General features: G+C 51.4%; 19 protein-coding genes. 5 read left to right on the top strand and 14 right to left on the bottom strand.

What is annotated here, in order from left to right; genetic code table 11:
* Positions 1-11: 11 nt before the first annotated feature.
* Positions 12-1,544 (top strand): IS66 family transposase, encoded by a 1,533-nt coding sequence (locus QBE55_06800; GenBank protein WZL77302.1) that lies wholly within the window; start codon positions 12-14, stop codon positions 1,542-1,544.
* Here QBE55_06800 and QBE55_06795 read toward each other — a convergent pair.
* On the bottom strand, positions 1,513-2,541 hold the full coding sequence (locus tag QBE55_06795; GenBank protein WZL77301.1) for a restriction endonuclease FokI catalytic domain-containing protein: 1,029 nt from the start codon (positions 2,539-2,541) through the stop codon (positions 1,513-1,515). The genes QBE55_06800 and QBE55_06795 overlap by 32 nt on opposite strands.
* 6 nt (positions 2,542-2,547) lie before the next feature.
* Positions 2,548-3,438 (bottom strand): class I SAM-dependent methyltransferase, encoded by an 891-nt coding sequence (locus QBE55_06790; GenBank protein WZL77300.1) that lies wholly within the window; start codon positions 3,436-3,438, stop codon positions 2,548-2,550.
* Between the two features lie 574 nt (positions 3,439-4,012).
* Here QBE55_06790 and QBE55_06785 point away from each other — a divergent pair.
* Entirely contained in the window at positions 4,013-5,026 is a 1,014-nt protein-coding gene (locus tag QBE55_06785; protein ID WZL77299.1) for a transposase, read from the top strand.
* Between the two features lie 10 nt (positions 5,027-5,036).
* Here QBE55_06785 and QBE55_06780 read toward each other — a convergent pair whose 3' ends face one another.
* From QBE55_06780 to QBE55_06765, 4 genes are all read right to left on the bottom strand, one after another.
* Complete coding sequence (locus QBE55_06780; protein WZL77298.1) at positions 5,037-5,567, bottom strand: DNA adenine methylase; 531 nt, start codon at positions 5,565-5,567, stop codon at positions 5,037-5,039.
* Positions 5,568-5,783 carry a DNA-binding protein gene (locus QBE55_06775; protein ID WZL77297.1) on the bottom strand — a complete coding sequence of 72 codons (216 nt, stop codon included), beginning with the start codon at positions 5,781-5,783 and terminating at the stop codon, positions 5,568-5,570.
* Between the two features lie 350 nt (positions 5,784-6,133).
* Positions 6,134-6,472, bottom strand: coding sequence for a plasmid mobilization relaxosome protein MobC (gene mobC, locus QBE55_06770; GenBank protein ID WZL77296.1), 339 nt, complete (start codon positions 6,470-6,472; stop codon positions 6,134-6,136).
* Position 6,473: 1 nt separating this feature from the next.
* Positions 6,474-7,238 (bottom strand): DUF3849 domain-containing protein, encoded by a 765-nt coding sequence (locus QBE55_06765; protein WZL77295.1) that lies wholly within the window; start codon positions 7,236-7,238, stop codon positions 6,474-6,476.
* A gap of 67 nt (positions 7,239-7,305) precedes the next feature.
* Between QBE55_06765 and QBE55_06760 the strand changes: the two genes are divergently transcribed.
* On the top strand, positions 7,306-7,560 hold the full coding sequence (locus QBE55_06760) for a hypothetical protein (protein ID WZL77294.1): 255 nt from the start codon (positions 7,306-7,308) through the stop codon (positions 7,558-7,560).
* A 21-nt stretch (positions 7,561-7,581) separates the two neighbouring features.
* Here the strand turns inward: QBE55_06760 and QBE55_06755 are convergent, their stop codons facing one another.
* Positions 7,582-10,218, bottom strand: coding sequence for an SNF2-related protein (locus tag QBE55_06755; protein WZL79884.1), 2,637 nt, complete (start codon positions 10,216-10,218; stop codon positions 7,582-7,584).
* Positions 10,219-13,835: 3,617 nt separating this feature from the next.
* The gene (locus QBE55_06750; GenBank protein ID WZL79821.1) at positions 13,836-14,189 is read right to left on the bottom strand and encodes a TnpV protein; all 354 of its coding nucleotides are present in this window, start codon (positions 14,187-14,189) and stop codon (positions 13,836-13,838) included.
* On the opposite strand from QBE55_06750, the gene QBE55_06745 reads away from it, so the two are divergent.
* On the top strand, positions 14,188-14,991 hold the full coding sequence (locus tag QBE55_06745; protein ID WZL79820.1) for a hypothetical protein: 804 nt from the start codon (positions 14,188-14,190) through the stop codon (positions 14,989-14,991). The two genes, QBE55_06750 and QBE55_06745, sit on opposite strands and share 2 nt — an antisense overlap.
* A gap of 72 nt (positions 14,992-15,063) precedes the next feature.
* Here the strand turns inward: QBE55_06745 and QBE55_06740 are convergent, their stop codons facing one another.
* From QBE55_06740 to QBE55_06725, 4 genes are all read right to left on the bottom strand, one after another.
* Entirely contained in the window at positions 15,064-16,239 is a 1,176-nt protein-coding gene (locus tag QBE55_06740) for an alpha/beta fold hydrolase (protein ID WZL79819.1), read from the bottom strand.
* Positions 16,240-16,304: 65 nt separating this feature from the next.
* A complete protein-coding gene (locus tag QBE55_06735) occupies positions 16,305-17,000 on the bottom strand; it encodes a helix-turn-helix domain-containing protein (GenBank protein WZL79818.1) in 696 nt (231 codons plus the stop codon).
* Positions 17,001-17,115: 115 nt separating this feature from the next.
* Positions 17,116-17,334 (bottom strand): transposon-transfer assisting family protein, encoded by a 219-nt coding sequence (locus QBE55_06730; GenBank protein WZL79817.1) that lies wholly within the window; start codon positions 17,332-17,334, stop codon positions 17,116-17,118.
* Position 17,335: 1 nt separating this feature from the next.
* Positions 17,336-19,762, bottom strand: a complete 2,427-nt coding sequence (locus QBE55_06725; protein WZL79816.1) for a YodL domain-containing protein — start codon at positions 19,760-19,762, stop codon at positions 17,336-17,338.
* A gap of 346 nt (positions 19,763-20,108) precedes the next feature.
* On the opposite strand from QBE55_06725, the gene QBE55_06720 reads away from it, so the two are divergent.
* On the top strand, positions 20,109-21,284 hold the full coding sequence (locus QBE55_06720) for an IS110 family transposase (GenBank protein ID WZL79815.1): 1,176 nt from the start codon (positions 20,109-20,111) through the stop codon (positions 21,282-21,284).
* Positions 21,285-21,369: 85 nt separating this feature from the next.
* Here the strand turns inward: QBE55_06720 and QBE55_06715 are convergent, their stop codons facing one another.
* Both QBE55_06715 and QBE55_06710 read right to left on the bottom strand, forming a co-directional pair.
* Complete coding sequence (locus QBE55_06715) at positions 21,370-21,678, bottom strand: immunoglobulin (GenBank protein ID WZL79814.1); 309 nt, start codon at positions 21,676-21,678, stop codon at positions 21,370-21,372.
* Positions 21,675-23,735: a DNA topoisomerase 3 gene (locus tag QBE55_06710; protein ID WZL79813.1), complete on the bottom strand. Its 2,061-nt coding sequence runs from the start codon at positions 23,733-23,735 to the stop codon at positions 21,675-21,677. The genes QBE55_06715 and QBE55_06710 overlap by 4 nt, the downstream gene beginning before the upstream one ends.
* Positions 23,736-23,797: the final 62 nt, after the last annotated feature.

The following is a 23,797-nucleotide window of genomic DNA, read 5'->3' as shown; positions in this document are numbered from 1 at the left end:
ATAATTAGAGCATGGAAAAGCGAGAGAAAACAGTTGAAATTCCGCTGCATGTTTATGAGAATTTTCTCAAGCAGGCGGAGCAGATTGCCGAGCTGAAACAGCAGGTAGAGTGGCTGACGGAACAATTTCGACTTGCCAGACACAAACGATTTGGCGCGTCCAGTGAGCAGACGGACAACGGACAGTTGTGCTTATTCAACGAAGCGGAGGAAACCGCCGATTTGACCGCACCGGAGCCGGAGATCACTAAAGTCAAAGCGCATTATCGCCGGAAGACCCGTCTGACCACCGACAAGCTGCCGGAAGATTTGCCCGTCGAGGTCATCCTGCATGAGCTGCCGGAAGAAAAACGTGTCTGTCCTGACTGCGGCTGTCCTCTGCACAAGATGGGCGAAGAGGTGCGCGAGGAACTGAAAATCATCCCGGCAAAAGCCGTGCTTGTCCGCCATGTACGGCATATTTACGCCTGCCGGCACTGCGAGGAATCTTCCGACCGTGTGCCGATCGTCAAGGCGAGCATGCCGGAACCCGTCATCAAAGGCGGTTTCGCATCGCCCGAATCGGTCGCCCACATCGCTGTGCAGAAATTTGTGATGGGCAGCCCGCTTTACCGGCAGGAGCGGGAATGGGCACAAAACGGCATTCTGCTTTCCCGTCAGACGATGTCGAATTGGCTCGTAAAAGCCAGTGAAGGTTGGCTGGAGCCGATATACAAAGAGATGAAACGGCAGCTATGCGAGCATCAGGTCCTTCACGCAGACGAAACCACCCTCCAAGTGCTGCATGAGGACGGCAAGCCCGCCCGGAGCAAGAGTTATATGTGGCTTTACCGGACAAGCGGCGAGGCGGAACACCAAATTGTGCTGTATGACTACCAAAGGGACCGAAAGTATACCCACCCGGAAACCTTTTTGAAAGATTTTTCGGGTTTTCTCCATACGGACGGTTATGACGGCTATCACAAACTCCCTGACCGGATTACCGTTGTGGGCTGTTGGGCGCATCTGCGCCGAAAGTTCGACGAGGCGCTGCAAACGCTGCCGAAAGAAAAACGTGAATCGTCCGATGCCCAAAAAGGGATCGCCTACTGTAACAGGCTGTTTCATTTTGAGAAACAGTTTGCTTTGCTGTCCCCGGAAGAACGCCGGGAAAAGCGTGAACAACTCTCCAAACCGATGATGGAGGCTTTTTTCACATGGGCCGATTCGCTTCGCGCGCTGCCAAAGTCCCTGCTGGGCAAGGCGGTCTATTATGCGCAGAGCCAGCGCAAATATCTCAGAGCTTATTTATTGGACGGCAGGCTTGAAATCAGCAACAACCGCGCTGAAAATTCGATCCGTCCCTTTGTGATGGGACGCAAAAACTGGCTGTTTTCCAATACCCCTAACGGCGCGAGAGCTAGCGCGGTTTATTACAGCCTGATCGTTTCCGCCAGAGAAAACGGGCTTGTGCCGTTTGAATATCTCACGAAGATTTTCACTCAAGCCCCGAACGGCGTCGATCCTAAAACCCTTATGCCATGGAAGGTGTCACCCTTGGCTTGACGGTTACTTTAATCTTGTCACAAAGCTTATAATATGATTGCTCCTTGAAAATTGTAATTCCAGCTTGCTGAAGATTAATGATATCAAAATCTACCTGCTGTTCATCTATCTCAATCTTCTGTGCATTGATATTATCTACAAGTTTAGATTTTTCCATATAAGGTACATGTTCTAACTGTTCAAGGATTGCTGCACGCCTACGCTGTATTAAATGTGTAAAGGGATGATGATCGGAGCATAACATTTCAATAGGGATATATTTTGTTGACGATTTTGCTGAATATTGAAGCACTTTGTCAATATCAGGCGTTGTTGTGAAAGAGGGAAGTTTTCTACCGCAGCATTCTATTTTCGGACCATCTACAACCCAGTTGACCTGTTTAAGCCAACTTAAAACTGTTCTAGCCCATTTGTCCGAATCACCTTCCATATCATTGAAACTCTTATTACTTACAACAACGAACTCCGCATCATAATGTGTAAAACCGATATCGCCAACAAAGCCAAGCTCAGCACCGACATCATATTTAGTCATTGACCCTTTTCCACTTTTTCGATTATCATTAAGCAGTGTCAAAACCCGTACAACTGGTGGGTTAGTAAGTAACCCTTTTTGAAAGATCCCAATCTCTTCCTGCGATAATGCACGCTTACCGTTGATTGTTATGTTCGCTTTAGGAGCAGCAATTAACTCTTTTCCAAGTTCAGTCAGCTTGTATCCTTCCAATCGGCGATCTAATTCCACCATACCAGTTGCGCATACTGCCTTACAGCGGCATCTTGCATCCCAAGTCCATTTATTCAGTCTCTTTCCGTCTGCTTCCCTTTGTAACTTAATTGCACGCATGAGCGCATTGTGGTTCATCCCTTCCTCGCTAACAAGCTCGACTGTATCTCTGACGGTTGAGAGATTAGACGTGTTTTGCACCCAACCATAGTTAGTTAATAATTTGCCTTCACCTTCGTAGGATCGACTCGCTTCTGATGTTTCAGACATAAACTACTACTCCTTTCTAAATATCAATATATACTGGTGTATTTGATTCATAACAAATGAATATGGATATCCAAATGGGTATAGCGACATTGCTTGATCATGCCATATTCGCATTCCACGATATACACAATGATCTATTCTACAAAGTTCATAAATTATATCTGCATGAAGCAGATTCGGATGATCTGGTTGTGGTTGAAAATCCTTACAAAAAACCACCATATAGCCCTTATTTTTCAAACGTGAGAATGCCTTAGTGAGAATGTCTCTTAAATCAGGAAGGAAATCTTCATATGCTTCGTTTCCAAGGTCGGTTTCCTTGTCGGTATATGGTATAGCCGAACTGTCATTATACAGTTTTTTACGTGTTCCAGTTCGCTCACGTGCCATCATGTCTGAATATGGTGGATCTGCAATAATAAGATCAAAAGTTTCATCCGTAACTTCTGGATGGTTAAGCATGTTTCGCGCATCATCATGAATAATAGTCATTTCTCGCATATGTTCTGTTTCACATACTTTTTTATAGGCGTTAATATATTTTTGCTCTAATTCAATGCCAATAGAGGTGCGGTTACCAGATGCGAGTGCTGCACCAAGAGGTGTTCCACCAACGCCAACAAACGGATCAAGTATTTTCCCATCATTTTTTGTAAAAAACTCAATGATGTCCTTGATAAGGCCCGGTGGTTTGGGCGAAGGATGTATTTTTCGTATTTTCAATCCAATATTCTCTTTTGCAGTTGGACTATACCCTGTAATCCAAACTGAGTTAGTGAAATATACCCATTCCTTACCAGTCAGTTCATTTAGTTTATTGCGTTTATCATAGACGCCGCGTTCACCCATATCAATGCCATTTACCCCTATTTTTTTTTCAGGTCCTTTTTTCGGCATATATAATAATCTCCTTTAAACTTTCCTTATTATTCCCATTGGAGTTTGATTTGTATCGCCGGAATGGCTTTGAGAACAACGTTACATCAGCGAATTGTTCTAAGGCTTTTCCAAATTCTTTATAATCGATAATTCCATCTGTATTATAGCTAACATAAATATGTCTGAATTTTGCACGTTTTATAATATCAAGCAAGGCGGAAAAAGCCTTATCTTTCATACAAAAAGGAGATAATTTATCCTGATAAGGGCGTCTACCGGTAATTCCATAAATCTGTGGAGCGTCATAGTCTGTTACTGTCTCAAGAATATGATAATAAGGTGGATACTGGCGGCTATTATAAGGCGGATCTAGGTAAAGAATGTCCCCTTCAACATCGTCTATGATTTCAAAGATATCTTTCTTATGGCATTCATTCTGTTTTCCGTTATCTATAAAATCTATCGGTATAAGTTCTATTGGTTTAAATTTTCTGGGGTCATCTTTTTTTAAAAAAATCCCCTAATGCATAGTGTTGCTTTTCTGTTGTTCGTATGATATGCTTTCGTCATACGGAAATGCAGGAGGGATAGAATGGAACGGGCGAAATCACGCAGGAAAACGCCATGGGAAGGGACTGAAAACATGACTGCGACACAGAAATTTTTGCAGGGACGCTACATTGCCAGCTACGAAAGCCGCCATCAGAAGGTTGCCGATAGTTGCGAAGCCGAGATGATTAATTCCCACATCCCCGCTAAATGCCCATACTGCGGGGCGGAAGGCTTTAAGAAGAGCGGCCATACGCGCAGCGGGGTGCAACGCTATATGTGCATCTGCGGCAAAACCTTCCTGCCCACTACGGGCACGATTTTCGATGAACACCGGATCCCAATCAGCGAATGGACTGACTACTGCTTAAATTTATTCCACCACGTAAGCATCACCGCTGACTCCTGGAACAACAAAAACGCATTCAGAACGTCCAGATACTGGCTTCAGAAGCTCTTCTTGACGCTCGAAGGGGTGCAGGACGGGGTCGTCCTGTCGGGCGACATCTGGCTCGACGAAACCTTCTATTCCGTCCGGGCGGAAGACATGGTGCGGAAGGACAACGGCGACAAGCTGAGAGGGCTGTCTGTGAACCAGCTCTGCATTGGCGTTGCCACAGACAAGAAAAACAGTGTGGTTCTGCTGGAGGGCACGGGCAAACCTTCGCAAAAGAGGACATTTGAGGCATTCGGGGAACATATCAGACAAGGGTCGCTCTTAATCCATGACGGCGACACCTCGCACAGCCGCCTGATTAAGAAGCTTTCGCTGAAAAGCGTAGTGCATCCTTCTAAATCCTTAAAAGGGATGCCTGACAATGTGAACCCTATGAATCCGGTCAACCGCGTTCACGCCATACTTAAAAACTTCCTGAATTCTCACAGCGGCTTCAAACGCGAGGACATACAAGGATATCTGAACTTGTTTGCGTTTGTCACAAACCCGCCAGCCGAATTGTTGGAAAAAGTAGAGCGTGTGATAAATTTGGGATTTCAAAATCCCAGATTGCTAAGGTATAGAGAATTCTATGCTACTAATACTGATGTTGAAACGTAATCAAGCAACACTATGCATTAGGGGATTTTTTTAAAAAAGCCCCATATGTGCCGGATATGTTCGATACGCAGGCTACAGCATTGCCGAGATCAGAACACAGTAGATAAAACATATCTTCATCGATTTTACTTTTGTCCTTCCATTCTTCAATGCACTTACGCATGGCATCTATACGCATAGCATTTTCTGGTGAAAAGTAATTTCGTTGGTATACGCCTTCTTTAGTCCCTTCAAGTGTGTATTCTTTATAAAAGAACCCTTTTTCCCCTTTGATATTATTAAGTCTTTCAATGGCATCATGATAGGAAATTTCGCATTGTGGTTCATTATTTAACTTAATTTTTGCTATCTGTCTTGCATACGAAAAGGACATGTAGTCATTCGTTATTACTTGCGCGCCATACAATTTGAACATTTCTGCTACAACAACTGTTCCAGCGAACAAATCTGCAACTGTAGCGTCCTTCATATCGCCATACGTTTTTTCAACCGTTTCCCGGATGAAATTTATAGCCTTGGCTTTTGAACCCAAATATCGCATTTACCTTTTATCTCCATCTTTTGTTTTGTTTTTTAATTCAATATATTTTCCACTCTTTATTCTAGCGTCTTTAGGTTTTTCCGCATCTTGAGGTATTAAATAAGTATGTCCAAAACGTACAACTCCTTTGACTCTTTCTTGTTTGCAAAGGAGTTGTACTCTTTGCACAGATACACCCCATTTTTTGGCTGCTTGAGCGGCAGAGATGTAATCCATCGAACCATCCTCCTGAGTTGTTCCGAAAAAAGGGAAGCCCTTTAATAAAATAGGATTTCATGTCCAATAAACTGTTACCTATAAGGAACAGGTCCAAAGTTTTACCAATGCATTCAACAAGTTTCACACAATATAATATATATATATTATATTGTGTGAAACCAACAAAATCAAGCTAATAAATTTAAAACAAGATAATAATTTTCCGGTTGCAGATAGGTCTGTGTAACTACTGTGAAGTTTTTTATCTACCAATAATGGCTGATTACCAATTTAATACTGAATATGGTCATAAAACAGAAGGGCGGCTTACATGGTGTAAACCGCCCCACTTTTCGGGGCATACGCCCCTATTTTATTTTTGCAAGCACGGCGAGAATATCAGTGGTCGCCTGCCACAGCCTTTCCTGATTCTGGACGATATCCTCCAAATCCGCGTCGTAAACGCGCCCTGTTTCATGCACTCGTTTAGTGAGCTGGTTCAGATTGTTGCTGGACCGGCGCAGGAGGGAAACCATCTCCTTCAGCTCCGGCAGTTCCAGCTTGATGACATACCCGTCGATAGCGATTTTACGAAGATATGCCGCCATGTTTCGGGTGCCGAGCTGCGCCATCTTCTGTTCGATCATTTCACGCTCCTGCGGAGTGACACGAAATTTGAGCTGAATTTTCCGGTTGCGATTCGCCATGTTACAGCTCCATTTCTTTGCCCTTGGATGAGGCAGGCGACTTTGCCTCGGCCTGTGTTTTTTGCAGCTTTTTTCGGACAGATGGCTTGCGCTTGCGAAGAGGCTGGTCGCGGTTTTCATCTTTTTGAATGAGCGCGAAAATTCCTTTCCGATCCTTGAGTGCGGAGAACGACAGAGACTTGAACGGCAGCATGGCAAACAGCCGGTCCTGATCTTTGGTGGAAGCGCGAATCAGAAAATCCAGCGAGAGCTGCGCCATGAAATGCGTCCCGCTGGGACTGTTCGGCTCACGTTCGGATTGCAGACGCTGGAGCAGCTGCGCGGCCTCCGCCTGAATGTCCTCTTTGGTCAGAGGCTGGGTCAACAAATATTCGCGCCGCGCCTCGTCGATGAAAATATCCGTGAGGCCGGGGTTGCACGAATCCACTTCAAACTCTGAGCGCCGGTCATCCCCGAAATAGTCCTTATCTTCAAAGACGGGAATGGTTTTCGCCCAATCCTTGTTGTCACGGGAAATGCGCCCGTCGAAATCTTTTCTCTGCGCCGTATTCGCCAACACATAAAACATTCGCTCGTAACCGAACTGATCGGCAACCTGTTTTACGCCATCCTTACCGAGACGGTTATCTCGGTAATTGTCCCGGATAGCCGTTTCAATTGCGTTCTTACAGGCTACGTTCGCTTTGTGGGACGCGCGGTATTGTTCCAGCTCATTATTTTCCCGCGCATAGGCGGCGGGATATTTGTATACGGGTATCGTATTCATATGAAACCTCCTGATTCTTTTGGCCTGATTTATGATATAATTTGCGATATGAGATGGGGGTGTGCGAATGGCATACAGCGAACAGATGTGGCAAGACGCGAAAAAGAAATGCCGGTTGAACAATGAGGATATTGAGCTTGCCAAACGCCTCGGCCTGAACCCGCGCAGCCTTGTGAAAAACATCCCGAATAAAAGCGAACCGTGGAAAGCGCCGGTCAGCGTTTGGCTGCATGAGATAGATGAAAAACGCCGGAAAAAATCCGAGCAAAAGCAGAAACGCAGGGAAAAGGCCGCTCAGAATGACGGCTCCAACACAAAATAATTTTGTGCGGGAGCTGTTTCTTTATCGGGCCAACTCATGTTTCAGTTTTTTACCCGTCCCACAGACGCAGGGCGTTTTCAGGCTCTCCAGCACGGAGGGCCTTTCGCTTTTCTCCAGAACTTCCGACACCTGCCGCTGGGTGGGCGCGCGGCTGTCAATGTCCAGCAGCGCGTTCAGTTCCGCGAGGCGGGTGCTCTTTTGCGCAAGCTCCGCCTCCTGCGGGAACGGCCTGCCAATTTCGGCCTTTGCCGCATCCATCTGTGAATGTAGATTTTCAAGCTGGGAGTGGACATTTTGCAACCGCTTCGGCATGTCGGAAAGGGCGTTATCGATACGGATCAGATTGCCGCGCGCGTCCGTGCCGAGCGTGACGCGGTGGGTCATCTGCCCTTTGAGGGTAAGGATAAAATCCTGTCCGAACCCCTCCACGGACAGCGACATGGTAAAGCCCCGATAGCTGCCGATTTCCATCGGTTCCAATCCCTTGACTTCTTTGCAGGCTTCGAGAATAGCGGCACCGGCGTTGTCTTTGTCGGTGAGGGAATCGCCCCGCACCACCATCCCGGCAAAGCCGTCTTTGGGATGCGGATGTGCTTCCAGCGTCGCCATATCCGTTTCCAAACCTTTGACGAAGCCTTTATTCCGTTCGATTTCCTCCGGAAAATATTTGAGCAGATTGTCTTCCAGCCGGAATTGTTGGCTCTGATGGTTGGCTTTCATCAGTTTCAGCTTGGCCACATCCATATCGAGGTCCATCTTCTCCTTGATCCGCTCGTCCCCGGCGCACAGGGCCTTGATTTCGGCATAGGAAAGCGCCGTCTCGTCGATGTCCTCACAGGAACGGACGGGGCTTTTGCTGGTCATGATCTGCGAGATGAATTTTTGCTTATTTTCCACAGTTTGCCAGAGGTACGAATCGAATGTCCCTTCGGTGACGTAACGGAAAATATGCCCTTCGGGGTTGGTATTGTACTGCCGGATGATTCGGCCCGATCTTTGCTCCAAATCTCCCGGCCTCCACGGGCAGTCCAGATCGTGGGAGGCGATCAGGAGGTCCTGCACGTTCATCCCGGCCCCCATCTTGGCGGTGCTGCCCATCAGGACGCGCACCTGACCGGCGCGCACCTTGGCGAACAGTTCCTTTTTCTTCACTTCGGTATCGGCATCATGGATGAACGCGATCTCACCGGCGGGGACGCCCCGCGCGATGAGCTTATCCCGGATGTCCGAGTAAACGCTGAACGGTTCCGGTGCGTCAGCCTCCGGCGTAGCATCCTGCAAAGCGTGAAGCTCCGTGCTGCCCGCGAGCCTTCCACCGGCTCGGACCGCCCGGTTTTCTTTGGCGGCGGCGCGGCCCTTGGGTGTGGAAATGTCGCAGAAAATAAGCTGGGTCAGCTTTTTATCCAGCCCGTCGTGCCAGAAGCGGAACACATTGTTGACGCACATATTGACCTTGCTGTTGGGATTGTCGGGAAGCATCGGATTGATGACGCGCTGATCGAGGCCGAGCTTGCGCCCGTCCGACGTGATTTTGAGCATGTTGTCTATGTGAGGATCGATGTTGCCGGAATGGACGGCGGCGGCGCGCTCCGAGAGTTTTTTCACCATCTCCTTCTGAAGCTCCGAGGGCTGCGCGACTTCGTTGTGGTACACGGCTTTCGGCGTAGGAAGATTGAGTTGGTCGGCGGTCTTAATGTCTGCTGCCTCTTTGAACAGCAGCATCAGCTCCGGCAAATTGTAGAACCGGGCAAAGCGCGTCCGCGCCCGGTAGCCGGTTCCCTCCGGGGCCAGTTCAATGGCCGTCACGGTTTCCCCAAAGGTGGATGCCCAGCAATCAAAATGGACGAGGTTCCGCTTTTTCAGGGTTTCGTACTGGAGGTAACGCATCATCGTGTAAAGCTCGGTCATGGAATTACTGACCGGCGTCCCGGTGGCGAACACGACGCCCCGGCTGTGCGTGATCTCGTCGAGATACCTGCATTTCAGAAACATATCGCTGGATTTCTGCGCGTCGGTGGTGGAGAGGCCCGCCACGTTGCGCATTTTCGTGTAGAGAAACAGATTTTTGTAGTTGTGTGCTTCGTCTACGAACAGACGGTCCACGCCGAGCTGCTCAAAGGTCACGACATCATCCTTGCGGGAGTTGTCGTTGAGCCGCTTCAACCGTGCCTCAAGTCCCTTTTTGGTACGCTCCAACTGTTTGATGGTAAACTGCTCCGCGCCGCTGTCTTTGAGTTCTTCCAGCCCGTTTTCAATTTCCCATATCTGCTCCTGAATGAGCCTCTTTTGGCGTTCCAGCGAGACGGGGATTTTTTCAAACTGGCTGTGTCCCATGATGATCGCGTCATAGTCGCCGGTGGCAATCCGGGCGCAGAACTTTTTGCGGTTGCGCTTCTCAAAATCCTTTCGTGTGGTGACAAGGATATTCGCGGAAGGATACAGCCGCAGAAACTCGGAAGCCCACTGCTCCGTCAGATGGTTCGGCACGGCGAACAGAGATTTTTGACACAGCCCCAGCCGCTTGCCCTCCATTGCGGCGGCAATCATTTCGTAGGTCTTGCCCGCGCCCACAACATGCGCCAGCAGGGTGTTCCCGCCGTAAAGCTGGTGCGCCACAGCATTGAGCTGATGCTCCCGCAGTTTGATTTCGGGGTTCATGCCGGGGAATACAAGATGCCGCCCGTCGTATTCACGCGGGCGGCTGGAATTGAACAGCTCGTTGTATTTTTTCGTCAGGGCCTGACGCCGCTCCGGGTCTTTCCAAATCCAGTCATGGAAAGCGTCCTTGACGGCCTGCTGTTTCTGCTGGGCGAGAGTGGTTTCCTTGGAATTGAGGACGCGGCGCTCCTTGCCGTCCGGGTCGGTCACGGTATCGTAAATCCGCGTATCCCGGAGATTTAAGCTATCCTCCAGAATCCGGTAGGCGTTGGCACGGTCGGTGCCGTAGGTGACATAAGCCGCCACGTTGTTGTACCCGACGCTGCTTTTATTGGAAACAGACCATTCCGCCGTAAACGAGGAATAGTTTACCCGGATGCCGTCGCGCACACCGGACGGCGGGTTGAGCAGTTCCTCCATGAACTGCTGGATGTACCCCTTGTCAATCCACGTCGCGCCGAGGCGCACTTTGATTTCCGAAGCGTCGAGGTCCTTCGGCTGCGCGGCTTCCAGCGCTTCGATATTGGGGGCGATTTTCTCCGCGAGATCGGGCCGCATTTCCGCGAGAGCTTTCGCCAGCCGCAGCTTGCGGCGCACGTTGCCGGAAAGGTATTCGTCGGCGGTGACGAACGGAATTTTCTCCAGATTGTAAAAGGCTTTCGGAACGCTTGCCGGGTCCTGTTCGCCCAAATCGCGGAAAATGACGCCCCGCAATTCGTCGGCCAGTGCCTCCGGCGTTTTGCCGGTGAGGGATGCCATGTAGTCCATGTCCACCCGTGCCTTTTCCGCGATAGAGAGCGAGAGAGCTTCCGACGCGGTGTCCACGGAAGTGACGATTTTTCTCTGCCGGATGGTGCGCTTTGAAAACATGTCGGCCTTACGCTCCAACTTGCCGTCCTCGTCGATCACTTCCAGAGAACAGAGCAGATAATACGAGGAATCCTCCGCGAACGCGAGGCTGTTGCCGCGTGAGTTGATGAGGCCGTATTTCGCGGAAAAGGCATCGTAGAGCCGGTTCAGCTCCGCTTGTGCCTGAAAAATCGCCGCATCTGCCGTGTATTCATCCAACTGGAGGTTGATGAGCTTCTGCACACAGTCCCGCAGATCCACCATGCCCATGACGCGGGCCTTGGCCGTCTCGTTCAGCTCAGGCCGCACCATACGGGAGTTTTCCCGGTAGTACACCTTGCCGTCCACGACGGTATAGGAATAGTTTTTTACGTCGGGGTCTGCCGGGATGGAATCGTCGATTTCCTCGTTCTCACCGAGATCCGGCAGTTCCGCTTCGGCCATCTGTCCCTGAATATGGAAAACCGCCTCGTGGAGCTGTTCGGAAAGATCAGTATCGGGAAACGGCTCACAGGTTGTTTCCTTTTTATCGCCGTGCATCTTATCATCCCATTTGATGGTCCCCAGCACCATTTCGGGATGATCGGCAAAATAGCTGTTCACGGGGATGCCGTCCCCGGTCTGGCCGAGATGCACCCAGTCCGGCTCGATGACAATGGGCCGGTCGCGCTTTTGAAGAAAGAGAATGTCAGTGGTGACTTCCGTTCCGGCATTGGCCTTGAAAGCGTTGCTGGGCAGACGAATCGCGCCCAGCAAGTCCGCGCGCTGCGCGATGTACTGCCGCACCTCCGGCGACTGTTTATCCATCGTATAGCGGCTGGTGACAAACGCGATCACGCCGCCCGGACGCACCTGATCGAGCGTTTTGGCAAAGAAGTACTCATGGATCGGAAAACCGAGCTTGTCGTAGGCCCGGTCGGAAACCTTATAGCTGCCGAACGGCACGTTGCCCACGGCAAGGTCGAAAAAGTCTTTCTGGTCGGTGGTTTCAAAGCCCGCCACGGTGATGTTGGCGTTTGGATAGAGCTGCTTGGCAATCCGGCCCGTGATGCTGTCCAGCTCTACGCCGTAGAGCCGGGACGCCGCCATGCTCTCCGGCAGCAGGCCGAAGAAATTGCCGACGCCGCAGGCCGGTTCCAGAATGTTGCCGGTCTGAAAGCCGAGATTTTTTACGGCCTCATAAATCGCCTTGATAACCGTGGGGCTGGTGTAGTGGGCGTTTAGCGTGGAGGCCCGTGCCATTTCGTATTCCTCGGCGGTCAGCGCGCTGACCAGCTCCGTGTATTCCTTTGACCATGCGGCATTATTCGGGTCGAACGCCTGCGGGATGCCGCCCCAGCCGACATAGCGGGAGAGCGTTTCCTGTTCCTCCGGCGTCGTCGTGCGGCCCTCGGCCTCAATCTGTTTTAGGGTGCGGATCGCGGCGATATTGTGCCCGTACTTGGTTTTCGCGCCGCCCTCGCCCAAATGATCGTCGGTGATGCGGAAGTTTTCGGCGGCGGGCTGCTCCGGCGTAAACAGGGCGGCGTTGCGTTCATCCTGCCGGATGCCGTTTTCAAAGGCGTCGCGGCTGACCACCTCATGGCTCCACGAATAGGGGCCGGTGTCGATGCGCACATCCTTTTCCCCGACGTACCCCACGGTGCCGGACAGCTCCTGCCCGCCGTAATCCAGCACCGCGTGATCGCCAACTTCATAGGACGGCTTACCGTCCAGATTGGCAGGCTCCCGCAGGACCGGTTCATGGGAAAAGCCGTCCTGTTCCCGCTGATACAGGGTGCGGAGAATTGGGGCGATTTCTTCCCAACGGGCGCTCCGCTTGCTGTTAAACTTGTCGTGGATATCGACCTCGAACCCCGTGGTGGTGGCAAAGAAATCCGCTGTATCGCCGGTGGTCAGCTCCATCGTATCGGAAGTACCGGCGTAGGTTTCGGAAAGGCGCTGGGCCACGCGGGTGTTGCCCTCGTTTTCGCGGAAGTACCCCGCGATATGCTCCTTGCCCCGCTGTTCCAGCAGGCCGGAAGTCAGGGCTTCCCGCAGATCGGCGTCCGTGCGCTCCAAGTCCGCAGCCAGAAACTCCGTGATGGGACCGTTCCTGGAATCCTGCCGCAGCAAACTTTCAAAGTTCTCCCGGCTTTCGGCGCGGAAGATGGGATAGGCAAGCGCCGGGTCGCGGAGCTGGATGTCGTAGTCCCTGATTTCAGTGATTTCAAAGGGTTTATCGTCCAGAAATACCGTATCGCCCACCTTGTAGGGCGGGGCGGCGTTCTCGGGAATTGCCCGCTGGACATCATCCCTCTGCTCGCCGGAAAGCGTCAAGACCACATTATGGAAAGTGATACCGTTCTCAATGGTGTCACCGCTGCGGGTGATTGGCTGGCCGCTTAGATCGGGCGGCACAGGCTGTTCTTCTTGTGTGTAAAAACGTTCATCCCGGATGAGCTGGGCGATTCGCCGCTGCACCTTCGGCCAAGGCAGATCAGTCGATGTGTGGTCCACGGTTACGGGAAAGGCCGGGAGATTGTCGCCGTATTCGGCGCGCAGAAAAGCCGCCGTGTCCTTGTCGCGGGCGTGTTCCCGCATATATTCGGCAACGGCGTGTTTGCTCTCAATATCGCCGTTCCATTCCCGAAGGGCGGCGTCAATGTCGGCCTGAACCGTAGCGCGTTTTTCGGGTCTCTGCGGCGCGGTCATGGAAAAAGCGGAGGGCTTTTCGCTCTCCGCTTCGTTGATTCGCTGTATTTGTTCCTGCTCCGACGGGAAGAAACTTAGCTGTAAATAAGCTCCGTCAGAATCGTTTCCTCGGCCTGCGCTTTCAGGTCGTTCATAAGTCCCACCCAGCGCATCGGGTCGGATGCTTTCAGGCTCTCCGTCACGCCCGCCGATTTCATCAGTTCCGGCATTATGTGCTCCAGCCGCGCCGTCGCCGTCCGCTCGATTTCCAGCAGGTGCGGGTACAGTTTCTCCGACAGAAGCAGGCTGTTGTACAGGACCGGACGGTGCTCCTTCAGGTAATTCTTCCGCATCCTCCCGTATTTGCCGATGCTCTCCGTCTGCTCCGTGATCGTCAGGTCCGGAATCAGGTAATCCCCGTTCTTCGTGTAAGTCAGGCTGTTCTCCATGTGTGGCGCTCCTTTCCGCGAGATGTTCGCGTTCCTGATTTTTAACAGTGACTTCAATTTGCCGCAGCACCCGTTCGCTTGCTTCGCTGACCGCCGTGCCGAGGGCGGCGACGGTATCGGGCGTGTTGAAATCGAAGATGCTCAGAAAATCCTCATGCTCAAAGTATTCGTCGGGGTTGAGGTCGCAGCGGGACAAAACCGCGTAAGTGATGCTGACGGCTGCGGCGCTTCGGAACTGCGCTCCGATGTTGAACTCATCATATTCCTCCAAAAAGCTGCCGTCAATGGTGTGAAGAATATCGTACTGATGGCCCTGCCAATATTCGTTTGCCATCTGTCCGGCGATCTGTTCCAACTGGTCGGCAAGGCCCTTTTCGCCGGAAACCTCATACTCCTGTTCCAGAGCCGCCGCAACCGCGTCCTCATGCTCCGGGCGGTACTGCCAAAGGTACGGGCGGCAGGAATCGTCCCGGCTTCCCGTGTCGGAAATATCAAAGACGTACCGGATTCTCGGCTTGTCGCCGGAGGCGTCGATGAGCGCAATCCCTTTGCTGCCGCGCCGGACATACCGACGCATTTTTTCGTTCCAAAGCTCATATCCGGCGCAAGCCGTTGCGTCGGGGCGCTGGGCATAGATCATGAGCTGCTCATGGTAGGGATATTTGTAGAGCCGCGCGGCGGTTTTCAGAAAATCCGTCCAGCTTTCATGACTGGCGGTAATCTGCGTCGCCGCGTGGTCGGCCATCTGTGCCAGAGCCGTTACCGTGCTTGGCATATTAAAAGTCCTCCTTTCGGTCTTTGAAGCAAAAAAAGAACAGCCCGAAGGCTGCTCTCAGGTATCGCTCTATAAGCTTTTTTAATTTCTCGCTACAGTTTATGATTCATTATCCTTCTTTTTTATCTGATCGATCCAGCTCATCATCGTATCAAAGCACAGTTTTGAGTTGCCGCAGTTGCAGTGATTTTCGGCGCTTTCCTGTTCTGTAAAAAGCCGAAAAGTAAGGGAACGAACATTGATCAGCGCATCGAGTTCCTGTTTGTAGAGTTCGGTCGCAATAAAATGATCCTTCCGGGCGCCTATGACAAGAACATCTTGTCTAATCCGACTGCCAACATCCACCATCTGATAGTTGTTGAGTTTTTTCAGATACTCAAACGGCGTCTTTGCCTCATACGCATACATTCCGTGCCGGAATGCCCAGTCGAAAGTCTGCTCCTTTTTCATCATTCCTTTTAGCTTTCTGTTTACGGTAAAGCCAAGGTTGTGCCGGATCACCCATCTCATAACGCCCCAAAGGGGTTTTGGAACGGCGTACAATCCCACTGACAGAAAATTAGGAAAAATCGACCAGCCGATCACGCGCCGGATACGATTGTCGAATGCCGCCGCGCGGGGAGCAAGCATTCCGCCAAGCGAAGCCCCGATAATCGTAACATCATTGAGCGCCAGTGCGTCCAGAATCGCCTTTACCGGCTTTTCCCACTGATAGGTAAAGTGCTTTCCCTGTTCTCTCAAAACGCCGCCCTGACCGGGACCTTCAAAAAGATAGACCTCATATCCGTTTTCGGCAAAATACAGCATAGGAAAGAAAAATTCTTCAAAATAACTGTCGTTCCCGCCATGAAACAAAATCGTGTCTTTCCTCTCGCCAACGGCTCTGGTGTGCATAACGGGAAGTGCTATTCCCTCATATGGCACGGAAAGCCGTTCCACTTTGCCGCTTTTGAAATAATCATCATAGTACTCATAAAAAAGTTTGGTCGCCAGACGGTAATACTTCAGCTTGTCTCTATCATTGTCGTACATGAAAAATTCAGACATGCGGTAGTAAGCGATGGCGTTTTTCGTGCGCCCTTCTTCCATTGCCTTGTCACCGAGTAGGATCAATTCCTTTTTCCAACTGGCGCTGTCGGTTATCTTTTCCGCGATAGACTCAATATCCGAAAGCTCCCCGTCGTTCCAGTTGATTACGCGGTTCAACTGAAAATTGTAATTTGGGTCGCGATTTAACTGGTATGTTCCTTTCTTGAATACAATTTTTTCTTCCATGTAAAAAGCCTCCTGTCCTGTTTTTATCATAGTACAAACAGAAACGGAAGGCTTTCAAATAGATGCTATTTTGTAAAGTCGGTGCAAGTGATTCCGAATATCCTTTTGCAGGTGGCGGCGTAATGCGAAGAGCTGCTGAATCCAGCATGAATCGATGCCGTCGTAATATTTTCGCCGTTTATCAGGTAAGTAAGCACCTTTTCCATTTTTGCCATAACCAGATAGCTTGCAAGCGAAATTTTCACCTGTTCGCGGAAAAGGTGAGATAGTCTGCTCTGCGAGAGACAGGCAACCGAACAAAGCTCCTTTACGATATCATCGTCAATGCTTTCTCGGGAATCAATTTCTCGAAGTACACCGGCAATCCGCGCGTCGTACGCAGATGCCATGTGCGCGGCGGGCGCACATGCTTCAAGTACGCGGGCATCGGCCTCTTGAATATTCCGTGTACTTCCAAGAATATCACCTACTATTACGGCGTATGGATTCCCGCGCAGATACCGGCCCCGCAGTATCTGCGAAAGCTCGCTGGTTTCCTCAATCAGCATCACAAATATGTTTCCATGCTCATTCCGAATGGTATGTTCCGTGCCGGAGTCGATGCAAACCCCCGTGCATTGGAAGCGGTCGTTGTTCACAATACAGTCGAATGTGCCGCCTTGGGAAAAGATCAGGTGTTTTGCAAAGTGGCTGTGCCGCTCCGGTGAACGATAGCTTGCAAAAAAACTGACATGATCTTTTAGATAGCAAACATCGGACATACGGCACCTTCTTTTGCTTTGATTTCATAAATTATAAATACTTTTCAGCTCAAATCTTTGCTATAAGTATATCACACATTCTGTAGAATCTCATTGGCCGCACGAGCAAAGCTATTTATTCAGTCTCCACGTCAAAGTCCGGGAACAGGTCAAGCGAGACATATTCCTCATCACTCATGCCCCGGAGCTTTCCCAGCGCGGAATCCGTCAGGGCCAGAAGCTCCGTTTCCTCCGTGCCGAGATAGCCGCGCATTTGCGTCAACTCCGCAATCAGGCTCTCCCGCGTTCCGGTATTGTAAATGCACATCAGATTAATTTCATCGTTTGTAAACATATCACCGCTCCATTTCCGCGCCTCTGTCGGACGCTGTTTTTTTGTGTTCCCGGCTGACCGGTTGGTTCCTGAGCTGTTCCACGACGGATTTTTTCTTTTCGTCGTTTTCCCGCCGCGACGCCTCGGCAAGCTCCAGAAGGGAGATCTGCTGACCGGTTTTGGCCTGCTGTTCCAGCTCCGCGACGGTGGAATTTTTTCCGTTGTCGATAATGCCGTCGATCATATCGTAATCGTCCTCCATCGACATCTCCGCGCTTTTCAGGTAATTTTCCGGTTTCAGAAAATCTGGAATCTCCTGAAAACCGAAGCTGTCCACGTAATGACAGGATACAACGCCGTTTTGCTTTAGCGCAACGATGTCGCTGACGGACAGGCTCGGCCGGTGATAATCGGCAAGATGATCGTTGTTGAACCTGTCCCACAAAACAGCCAGTTTTTCCTCTGTATTACCCATATCGGTGAGAGGGGCGGTATAGGCAAGATCATAATTTCCGTGATCCACGGAAATGCCTTTGGATTCCAGCCAACTGAGCGGTTCAAACCGGATGTCCCGCAGCTCGTCGCCGTCCCTGACCTGATAGATGGCGAAAGCGTCCTGAGAGGTTTTCAGAAAAGCGGATTCCCGCTGTTCCTGATACTTCATCCGGTCCTCTATGGCTTTGGAGAACTCCCGGCTTTCCTCCCATTCCTCGCGGCTCACGGCGAGCAGGCCGCTGTGCGCCTGAATCTCATCAGGGTCGAACGCCATACTCGCGCCGCCGTCCTCAATCATGTAAACGGTGAGGTCTTGCTCAAAAAGCTCCAGTGCCCGGCCTTTGGAGAGGGGCAGCAGATCGCCGTCCAGATACCCGCAGGCTTCCAGATCGGCCACGGTCAATTCCGAATCCGGCATGGGGTATTCGTCGAGCGCCAGCTCCGGTGCGTCCGGCAGCATATCCGCCACTTTCGGTTCCGGTTCAGCTTGTTCATGATCGCCTAAATTATTTTTACGGATATATCCCTGTACATCCTGTTCACGCACGGCGGCAATCTCGTTTAGAATGTCAAGCGGCACCTTTTCCGAGGTTGCGGGGGCCAGGTGTTCAAGGGCAAGCGCCTGTTCATAAGCGGTCGGAATGGAGCTGACGCCCTCATCGGCAAACCCGTTTGCCGTTTCCCGCAGGCTCTCCTTATTGTAAAGAGTATAGCCGTATCCGTCCTCATTTTCCTTCAAATAAAGATAGGAGGCATTGTCCAGAAGATACATCGCCTCGGTTTCCCTCGGCGGGTAGATTTTTTCAATTTCGTCCAGCCGCCGCAGAAGTTCATCCGGGGACGCCGCGCCCTCGACCTTGGCGGCATTGAAAATGGCCGTACGGGTGTCTTTTCCGTAACCGCTTTTCAAATCTTCCACGGTAGCCGGGACTTCTTCTTCAATGGAGTTAAGAGGGAACGGCGGCTCCATGACGGAAGCCGTGTACCAGTATGCGTCCGCGGCGAACTGTTCCAGAACGGTATCATACTCTTTCAGAACCTCGAGGAAGTTTTGGTCGATATTGGAGATCAGGCCGGAAGCGGTTTTATTGATGGTTTCCAGAGAGGCCCGCAACTCCGGTAGTTCCTTGCCTTTGCTCCAGGATGCGATATAGCCGAAGCTGTTTTCGCCGGTCTGGATGCCGTAATACTGACAGACGGCGTAGGAAACGCTCTCGGCCTCCACTTCTTCGGTGTGCCTGTCCTTCGGTTTGGGCGGTTCGGCGGTTTCGTCGCCTTTGGCGGCGGCAAGCCGGACCTGTTCATAGTTGTGCAACGTAGCATGGGTGATTTCGTGGACGGCAGCGGAGATGGTCTGCACTTCGCTCATGCCCAACCGAATGGCGATGCGCTGGCCTTTTTCGCTGAAATAGCCGTCCGTATTCGGTTCCATCGTTTCAAAAGCAAGCGGAACGGGAGAAGAACGCCGCAGCGCCTCTATGAAAATCTCATATTGCTTCACGTTCCCCATGAGATCATTTGCAAGCGTCGGCAGTGTCTTTCCTTCGGTCTGCGATACGTCAAAGACCGATACCACCTTGTACATGGGGATTTTGATTTCCTTTTCCTCCATGATGACCTTGCCGTCCGCATCCAGCATGGGAATTTTGGTGTCCGGGTCGAGCTTTTCTTCCTCGATTTTCTTTTTGAACGGCGTGGGCGCGATGATTTTGATGCCTTTTTCGCCCCGCATGACGTTTCGGCTGAACTGATCGCGCCATTTATTAAAGCCCGCAACCAAAGTGGCGTTCGGTTTTTGCATATAAATCAGCATGGTATTGTTGACGGAATATCGGTGAAAACGGGACATGGTGCGGAGATACTGCGCGTATCGGTCGCTCTGGAACAGGCTTTGGATACCCTGTTCGATGCTGTCGGTGATTTCTTTCAGCCGTTCCTTATTTTTTTCGGCCATAGTGTGCTCCTTTCGCAGATCATAGAATTGAAAAAAGCGCACCCCCGCACAGGCCGGGATAAACCTATACGGGAGCGCGCCCGTTATTCATTTTCGAAGCGTATGCTCCTTGTATTATAGAGTAGTAGTTATTAAGGGCCCTCTCCAAGGACTTGTGCTACACTGTAAAGGATGCTGTGGATTGGTTGTATGCTCCTACCACCAGATGGTTCCCGACAGGTTCCAACCACAGCCCTTTGCATTTTTGTTAATTAAAATACCGCCAGACGGTTTATGTGGAACAAGGTTACAAGAGCAAAGCGCCCTGTGGAAGCAGCATCACAATCTTACCGTCGGAGGTCTTGCTATGATTTCTGTTGGAATCGACGTTGCCAAGGATAAGCACGACTGCTTTATTATCAATTCAGAAGGGGAAGTCCTCGCGGATGTGTTCACCATCCCGAACAGCCTAGAGGGGTTCCAGAGTCTGCTGCAGAAAATCCGAAGCTGCTCCTCGACTCAAGACAAAATAAAAGTAGGGCTTGAGGCTACCGGACATTACAGCTACAACATCCTTGGGTTTCTTCTTGACAATGGTCTTCCCACCTATGTCCTGAACCCCCTGCACACTAACCTTTACCGGAAAAGCCTCAGTCTCAGAAAGACGAAGACAGACCGTGTCGATGCACGAACGATTGCGGCTATGCTTATGTCTGATTTAGGCCTCAAGCCCTACACAAATACAGCATACCACAATGAGGAATTGAAGTCACTGACGAGGTACCGTTTTGACAAGGTGAAGGAGCGTGGCCAGCTTAAGCAATCAATTTCCCGTCTGGTCTGCATTCTCTTTCCTGAACTGGAAAAGTTGGTACCGACGCTTCACATAGTTTCCGTTTATACCTTGCTGGAGAAATTTCCAGGAGCCAAACAGATTGCGGAAGCTCATCTGACGCGGCTGAAAACACTTTTACATGACGCTTCCAGAGGCCGCTATGGGCGGGACATGGCCGTAAAAATCCGTGATGCTGCCAGAAATTCCGTCGGTTCTGTGATGCCGGCGAAATCGCTGGAGCTGCAGCATACCATCCGGCTTATCAGGGAACTGGATACCGAGATTGGGGAAATTGAGTCCGCCATCCAACACATTATGGATAAGATTCATTCACCTATTACCACCGTTCCCGGCATTGGTACTCAGATGGGTGCTATGATTCTGGCTGAGGTAGGAGACTTCTCCCAGTTCGACTCTCCGGATAAAATTCTGGCCTACGCCGGGCTTTCGCCCTCTACCTACCAGTCCGGGCAACTCAAAAATTGCTATGCCCACATGGAAAAACGGGGTTCCAGATACCTACGTTATGCCATATTTAATGCCACAAAGTATGTTTGCCTTTGGGTTCCGACGTTTTCTTCCTACTTTGCTAAGAAACGAGCAGAGGGCAAGCACTACAATGTCGCAATCTCCCATGCTGCCAAAAAGCTGGTACGGCTCATTTACGCCTTAGAAAAGTCCGGAGAATCTTATCACCTGGCAGCATAGCTTTCACTCAATAGCTGGTGTGAAACTTTGATAGGACCTCGCTTTGCTATACATTTTTGAACCATCTTCTTTTCGATCACCATCCTCAGTTTCGGACTTGACTTTTAATAGTTAATCTGTCGGGAGGGCGCATTTTCGCTGTTTTGGCCCGTAAACTGTCGGCTTCGCGCCGCCGGTCGCTGTATGGTTCCCGGACAGAAACACAGCGTTTGGGAACAAGGTAGCTGACGGCCCCGCGATGCTCCGGGCGCTCCGGTTTCACTTTGTCGGGGTATTTCTCAGAGAGCCGTTTGAGCTTTTGGATAAGTTTTTTGTTGTGTGTGTAAACGCTGGCCGTCGCTTCTTCCTCGTTATAGCAGATGATCGTTTCCCGCTCATATTTCGTAAGTTTCATGATCCGCCACGCTTTTTCGTCCCCGAATCAAATTCCAGCTTGAAATTGACGCGCTCCCCGGTGTCCTCCAAAATCACCGTGGCGTCATAGGCTTTGCCGGTTTTTTCAGAATAACAGCCGGTGAGCCTCACGCGCCCGTCTTTCAGGAGCGCAGCGGCGACGGATTTTGTCAGCGCCTTTTTCTTGGCGGCGAAAAACCGGTTGTCCTTCCAAAGCCCGAAACGACAGCTACTATTTTCGCAGAAAAAGCCTTTCTTGCTTTCAGCCACGCTGCCGCCGCAGCGGGGGCATTTTCCGATTATCTCGCGTCCGGAGGGAAACAGCACCTCCGCGCCCTTGACTGGCGCATAGGTTTTCACCAGTTCCCGGAGCATGGATGAAATCCCGTTAATAAAAGCGTCCGGTTCCAGTTCTCCGCGCTCCACCTGTTTGAGCCGGTTTTCCCATTCGGCGGTCAGCAGCGGGGATTGAAGCTGCTCCGGCAGGACAGTGACGAGGGAAACACCTACCTGAGACGGAATAAGATTGACGGTTTTCTTGGCCTTTTTCCGTTTCACAAAGCCGGTGGTGACGAGCTTTTCCAGAATGGCCGCGCGGGTAGCGGGGGTGCCGAGGCCCTTACGCTCCGCATCGTCAGGCATCTCTTTCGCGCCCGCCGTCTCCATCGCGGAAAGCAGTGTGTCCTCCGTGTAATGCTTGGGCGGCGAGGTTTTGCCCTCTTTTACGGAGGCGGAGGCAACCGGGATACTTTGCCCTTCTGCCAGTTCCGGCAATGGCTTGTCGGCCTGTTCATGCAAATAAGCTTTCCAGCCGGGAACGAGAACCGTTTTGCCCTTGGCGGTAAAGTCATATCCGGCGCAGTCCAGTGTGACGGCGGTTTCAGCGTATTGGTGCGGACTGCTGACCGCGCAGAGAAGCTGCTGGGAGACAAGCCGCAGAATTTCACGCTCCCCAGCGGGCAGCGCGGAACTGTCCGCTTTTCCCGCACCGGAGGTGGGAACGACGGCGTGATGGTCGCTGACCTTCGCGCTGTCGCAGATTTGACCGGCATTGATCTTTTCGGGAATATCCGCGCCGTAGATCGCGGCGGCGACGGAAGTAAGCGCCGAGACGGTCCCTTCCATGTCGTTCGTCAGAAACCGGCTGTCGGTGCGGGGATAAGTACAGAGCTTCTTTTCATACAGGGATTGCAGATAGTCCAGCGTTTGCTGGGCCGTGTAGCCGAGCAGACGGTTAGCGTCCCTCTGGAGAGTGGTCAGATCGTAGAGCGCAGGAGCCTTTTCGGACTTTTCTTTTCGTTCCACGGCTTTGACAGTAGCTGTTTTTCCTTTGCAGGCGGCGGCAATGGCTTCGGCCTCCGGTTTCTGTTTGAACTTGTCGCCGGTGGCGGTGAAGTCGCCGCAGTCGAGGCTGACCGTATAGAACTGCTCCGGCTGGAATGCGGAAATTTCAGCTTCCCGCTGCACGATGAGCGCCAGCGTCGGGGACATGACGCGCCCGACGTTAAGAGTGCGGTGATAAAGGACGGAAAACAAGCGTGTCGCGTTGATACCCACCAGCCAGTCTGCCTTGGACCGGCAGAGCGCGGACTGATGCAGCCCGTCGTAATCCCGGCCCGGTTTCAGGTTGGCAAAACCCTGACGGATGGCCTCGTCCTCCATCGACGAAATCCAAAGCCGTTTCATCGGCTTGGAGCAGCCCGCCATGTCGTACACGGTGCGGAAGATCAGTTCGCCCTCGCGTCCGGCGTCGCAGGCGTTGATGATTTCATCCACACCGTCGCGGTGCATCAGGTCGCGGAGAATAGCAAACTGCTTTTGTTTATCCCCGCTTACGGTGAACCGCCAGTTCTCCGGCAGAATGGGTAAATCCTCACGCCGCCATTTGGCGTATTTTTTATCATAGGCGTCGGCGCTTGCCAGCTCCGCGAGGTGGCCGAGGCACCATGAAACGAGGTAGCCGTTACCCTCCAGAAACCCGTTGCCGCGCTGCTTAGCGCCGATCACGGCGGCGATACTTTGGGCAACCGAGGGCTTTTCACTGATTACAAGCTTCAAATTTTTTCTCCTTTCATGCATTGGCACACAAAAAAAGAGCAACCGATTTCTCGATTGCCCTT

It is taken from the genome of Eubacteriales bacterium mix99 (assembly GCA_038396605.1).
Lineage (GTDB): Bacteria > Bacillota > Clostridia > Caldicoprobacterales > DTU083 > UBA4874.
Note: the sequence above shows the minus strand (reverse complement) of the source record. Positions and strands in the feature narration are given on the sequence as shown.